The organism is Nocardia carnea (assembly GCF_029869215.1).
GTDB classification, from domain to species: domain Bacteria; phylum Actinomycetota; class Actinomycetes; order Mycobacteriales; family Mycobacteriaceae; genus Nocardia; species Nocardia carnea_B.
Map to the genome: position 1 here is coordinate 1 of NZ_JARWPM010000326.1, position 4,910 is coordinate 4,910.

Annotated in this window: 4 protein-coding genes; all 4 read right to left on the minus strand. The window is 66.9% G+C overall.

The window, feature by feature from the left end; genetic code table 11:
- Positions 1-221 precede the first annotated feature (221 nt).
- On the minus strand, positions 222-1,445 hold the full coding sequence (locus QH276_RS22975) for a DegT/DnrJ/EryC1/StrS family aminotransferase (protein ID WP_280402103.1): 1,224 nt from the start codon (positions 1,443-1,445) through the stop codon (positions 222-224).
- Between the two features lie 80 nt (positions 1,446-1,525).
- Positions 1,526-2,821, minus strand: coding sequence for an LLM class flavin-dependent oxidoreductase (locus QH276_RS22980; protein WP_280402104.1), 1,296 nt, complete (start codon positions 2,819-2,821; stop codon positions 1,526-1,528).
- Positions 2,822-2,912: 91 nt separating this feature from the next.
- Positions 2,913-3,806 carry an aldo/keto reductase gene (locus QH276_RS22985; RefSeq protein WP_280402105.1) on the minus strand — a complete coding sequence of 298 codons (894 nt, stop codon included), beginning with the start codon at positions 3,804-3,806 and terminating at the stop codon, positions 2,913-2,915.
- The gene (locus QH276_RS22990) at positions 3,803-4,525 is read right to left on the minus strand and encodes an SDR family NAD(P)-dependent oxidoreductase (RefSeq protein WP_280402106.1); all 723 of its coding nucleotides are present in this window, start codon (positions 4,523-4,525) and stop codon (positions 3,803-3,805) included. The genes QH276_RS22985 and QH276_RS22990 overlap by 4 nt, the downstream gene beginning before the upstream one ends.
- Between the last annotated feature and the right edge of the window lie 385 nt (positions 4,526-4,910).

The following is a 4,910-nucleotide window of genomic DNA, read 5'->3' on the forward strand; positions in this document are numbered from 1 at the left end:
GAGGGGAGGTGGGCGCGCGGCATCGCCCCGTGCGGGCTTGCCGGGGTGGATGCTGCGCCGGATGGTCAGTTGAGGCGGGTGTTCGCGTCCGGGCTGCCGTACCAGTCGAGGGGGGGGGGGGGGGGGGGGGCCCCCCCCACCAAACAAAACCCCCCCTCGGGGTTGCCCCCGCCCCCCCCGCGCGGGCCGGCCCCCAAAACCCCTTCGCCGGGACGATCGACTCAATCGGTGGCGGATGCGTAGCGGCGGGCGAATTCGTGCACCTGGGCCACCACGTGATCGAGTTCTTCGGCGGTCATGCCGTGGCTCATACCCAGCGACATGCCGCGTTCGAACACCTCGTCGGCGTTCGGCAGGCCGCCCTCGGGCACCCGGTATTCGACCCCGCGCATCATCGGATGCCGGGTGACATTGCCGCTCCACACAGTGCGGGTATCGATGCCCGCGGCCTCCAGATGGCCCTGCAGGTCGGCCCGGGCGAATCCGGCGTCTTCCCGGATGGTGACCGGATAGCACAGCCAGGCGGTGTGGAATTCCGGGTTCTGGCGGGGCAGCCGGAACAGCGACGGGTAGGCGCCGAAGGCGCCGTTGAAGGCGTCGAAGATCTCCGCGCGGCGCTGATAGTTCTTGTCGAGCTTGGACAGCTGGACCAGGCCGAAGGCGGCACCGAGTTCCGACGGCTCGAAGTTCCAGGGCAGGACATCGAAGATGAAGTCGTTGTCGTAGGCGACGCCGTCGAGATCCTCCCGGAAGACCCGGCCGGTGCGGGCAGCCTGCGACCCGAAGAGGTGCGGTTCGGAGCGCCGGCCCCAGCGGCGCAGCATGAGGCCCTTGTCGCGGAGCTGCTCGTCGTCGACACAGACCATGCCACCGTTACCCGCGCACGTGATGATGTGCGACATCGCGAGACTGGTGACGGTGATATCGGAACGGCTGCCGGTTTTGGTGCCGCGCAGGGTGGTACCGATGCAATCGCAGGAGTCCTCGATGACCTTCAGGCCGTGGCGGTCGGCGATATCGCGGATGGCGTCCCAGTCGGGGGCGTTGCCGGCCAGGTTCGGCAGCAGGATGGCCTTGGTCTTGTCGGTGATCAGGGCCTCGATGGCAGCGGGGTCGGCGTTGTAGGTATCGGGTTCGACATCCACGAATACGGGGATCCAGCCGCCGCGGACGATGGGGGACACGTCGGTGGAGAAGGTCAGCGGTGAGGTGATCACCTCCGATCCCTTGGGCAGATCGAGCAGTTCGAGCGCCAGGTAGAGCGCCGAGGAACCGGAGTTGCACATCAGTCCGAGTTTCTTGCCGTAGAGGTCGGCGACCCGGGCTTCCATCTCGGCGACATTCTTGCCGATCTTCAGTGCGTACGGCCCGCCCCGCAGTACCTCCAGACAGGCGTTGATCTCGGCGTCGTCGTGGACGCTGCGTGCGTAGATGACCCTGGTCACGATAGATCTCCTTGTAGTGAAATCGGAAAGGGAAACGTCGCCTGGTGTGGCGTCCGTGGGGCTGTGCGTCGGCGAATGTGTCAGCCGTCTGCAAGGTGCTCGCGCAGGGTGTTACCCCGGTACGTCTTTCGCATGAGCCCGCGATCCTGCAGCCGGGGCACGACCTCGTCCACGAATTCGTCGAGACCCAGCGGCAGGTCGGTGGGTAGCACGATGAATCCGTCGGCGGCCCCGGCCTCGAACCATCGCTGCAAGTCGTCGGCGACCGTATCGGGCGAACCGACGAGCGTACGGTGACCGATACTGAGCCCCACTCGCTGTGCGAGCTGCCGCACGGTCAGCTTCTCCCGCAGGGCGACTTCGGTGAGCAGGGTAGGCCGGCCCACACTGGCATTGCGGGGCAACGAATCCCGCAGATCCGGGAAGGGCTCGTCGAGGTCGAACCGGGACAGATCGATCCCGCCGAAGGTCTGGTTCAGGAATTTCAGGGTGGTCTGTTCGCTGATCAACGACCCGAGCTCGATCGCCAGCTCGCGGGCTTGGTCGTCGGTACGGCCGATGATCGGGGTGACGCCCGGCAGCACTTTGACCGCCGAACGTTCCCGGCCCGCGGCTTCGGCCAGACCGCGCATACCCTCGGCGAATTCCAGCGAGGACTCGATCGAATGCTGTGTCGCGAACACCAGATCCGCCACGCGGGCACCGAGTTTCATCCCGGTCGGCGACGAGCCGGCCTGCGCGAGCGGGATCAGGCCCTGCGGAGAACGGGGGATGGTGAGCGGTCCCGCGACATCGAAGAATTGCCCGTGGTGATCGATACGGTGCAATCTCGCCCGGTCGGCCCAGATACCCGCTTCCCGGTCGGCGACGATGGCATCCGGATCCCAGCCTTCCCAGAGCGCCCGGACCACGTCGACGAACTCTTCACCGCGCGCATAGCGGTCCCCGTGGTCGGGCAGCCCGGCCGAGCCGTAGTTCTCGGCGGCGGCGGGGATCGCGGTGGTCACCACATTCCAGCCGGCCCGGCCGTTGCTGAGGTGATCCAGCGTGGCGAACTGCCGCGCGACCGTGAACGGATCGTTGTAGGTGGTCGAACTGGTGCCGATCAACCCGATGCGGTCGGTGACCACCGACAGCGCGGAGAGGATCGGCAGCGGATCGGGACGATCGGTGGCGTCGGTTTCGATCGCGGTCGACAGATTCAGTGCGTCCGCGATGAAGAACGCGTCGAAGCAGCCGCGTTCGGCGGCCCGGGCGAGATGCGCCCAATGGTCGAACGTGTGCATGCGTTCCGGGGCGGTGCGCGGCGACCGCCAGACCGACTGGCCGACGCCGACCCCCTGTGCGAATACCGCCAGGTGCATGAGTCTGCTCATTGGATCGGTCTCCTTTCTGCGATTGCGGGCTGCCGGTGCGGTTCCGGTGCTCGTGCGGGTTCGCGACATCGGTTCGATGGCCGGGTCCCGGTCAGGGTCCGGTCTCGTTCGGTGCGTCGAGCAGGGCCAGTTCTTCGGCCGTCAGCGTCAGCGTTGCCGCGGCAACGGAATCCAGGACCGATTCGGGCCGTGAGGCACCGGGGATCGGGATGACGGCCGGTGACCGATGCAGCTGCCAGGCCAGCGCGACCTGGTGGATACTCACCCCGCGCGCGCGGGCGACGTCGGCGAAGGGCGACCCGCCGGCACCGAGGTTCTTGGCCTGCCGCATACCGCCGAACGGCCCCCACGACAGGAACGCGAGTCCATGCTTCTCACATGCGCGGATCTCCTTCTCCGCCGTCCGCACAGCCGGTGAGTATTCGTTCTGCACCGACACCAGCGCATCACCCAGGATGGATCTGGCCATATCGATCCGTTCGATATCGACGTTGGAGATCCCGACCCGGGCGATGAGGCCTTCGTCGTGCAGTGCCCGGAGAGCGGACAGGGACTCCTCGTAGGGCAGCTGGGGGTCGGGCCGATGGTGGTGGTACAGCGGTATCGGCTCGAGTCCGAGTCGCCGGATCGACGCCGTGCAGGCGCGGCGCAGGTGTTCGTAGCTGCCGTTCGTCCACCACGTATCGGTCTCGGGGAAACGGAGATGGCCGCCCTTCGTGGCCACGATGATGTCGTCGGCGGTGCCGGGCCAGGAACGCAGCGCGTCCATGAGTGCCAGTTCGTTGACGCCGTCCCCGACCCCGGCCGGTCCGTAGACGTCCGCGGTGTCGAACAGTCGTACGCCGGCGTCGAGGGCGGCGTGGACAGTGCGCCGGCCGCGATCGATATCGTAGCCGGCCACCTGGGTGATCGTCATGGCGCCGAAACCGATGGCCGGGACCATAACGTCCCCGAGTTTCCGGTGTGGCAACGAATTCGCGCTCATTTGCCGACCGTCGTCCAGCCACCGTCGACCGGGAGACAGACACCGGTTACAAAGGTGGCATCGAGGGCGAGGTGTTCGATCGATCGAGCCATTTCGTCCGGAGTGCACAGGCGGCCCAGCGGTGTCCGGGATTCCGTGGCGGAGATGTCGTAGCCGGTGTCGATCAGATCCTGCACCATCGGGGTTCGCGTATGGCCGGGCGCGACGCTGGTCACGCGGATCAGTGGCGCCCATTCCACGGCGAGGTTGGCGGTGAGCTGGCGCACCGCGGCTTTGGCGGTGCCGTAATCGGCCTGCCGATGCCAACCGCCGTACGCGGTGGTCGACGAGATCGTGACGACCGATCCATTCTTGCCGTCCGCGAGCAGTGGCCGCGCGAAAGCGGAAGCGACGAGAAACGTCCCGAGGACGTGGACGTCGAAGAGGCGCCGGATACGGTCGGGGTCGAGTTCCAGGGCCGGGACGAAAGCCCCACGAATTCCGTGACTGGTCACCAGTACATCGGGAGCCGGTGATCCGGCGGAGGCCTGCGCGAGTGCCGACTCCACCGCGCTGCGATCGGTCACGTCCACCTGGTAGTAGTCCACTCCCTCGCGAGATTGTGTGGGCGCGCCGAGGTCGAGAACGCTGACTTTCAGATCTCGTTCGAGGAATCGTTCTACGACCGCGGCGCCTATTCCGCTGACACCACCGGTGACGACGGCATGGTGTGCGACCACAATGACTCTCCTAAAGGTGAAAAGCGTTTCGGCAAAGGGTGGTTCGGATATCGCGGAGAAATGTTCGCCGCGCTCGTCGGGTGCCCGATCCGGGACTCGGACTCGTATCCGGCAACGGTTGCGTTTCGCGTTGGTGAACCGGCTTTCAGGGCACCGGCGGGAACCCGGTACCGGGCCCCTTCGGCGGTCGCGGGACAGGTCGAACGTATTGCCGGTCGAGAAGCTCGGCAACCGAAGTGTCCACAAGGCGGAACGCCGATTTCGCCAGATTCTGGATCGGGGACGTGACTTTCGATGTGGGCACAGCAGGGTGGAAATCCGGAGAAAACGGGAACGGCCGGGGGGGGGGGGGGGGGGGGGGGGGGGGGGGGGGGGGGGGGGGGGG

What these genes read in the sequence shown, in the direction of transcription:
- QH276_RS22980 (WP_280402104.1), bottom strand. Translation starts at nt 2,821, where the DNA reads ATGAGCAGACTCATGCACCTGGCGGTATTCGCACAGGGGGTCGGCGTC.
- QH276_RS22985 (WP_280402105.1), bottom strand. Translation starts at nt 3,806, where the DNA reads ATGAGCGCGAATTCGTTGCCACACCGGAAACTCGGGGACGTTATGGTC.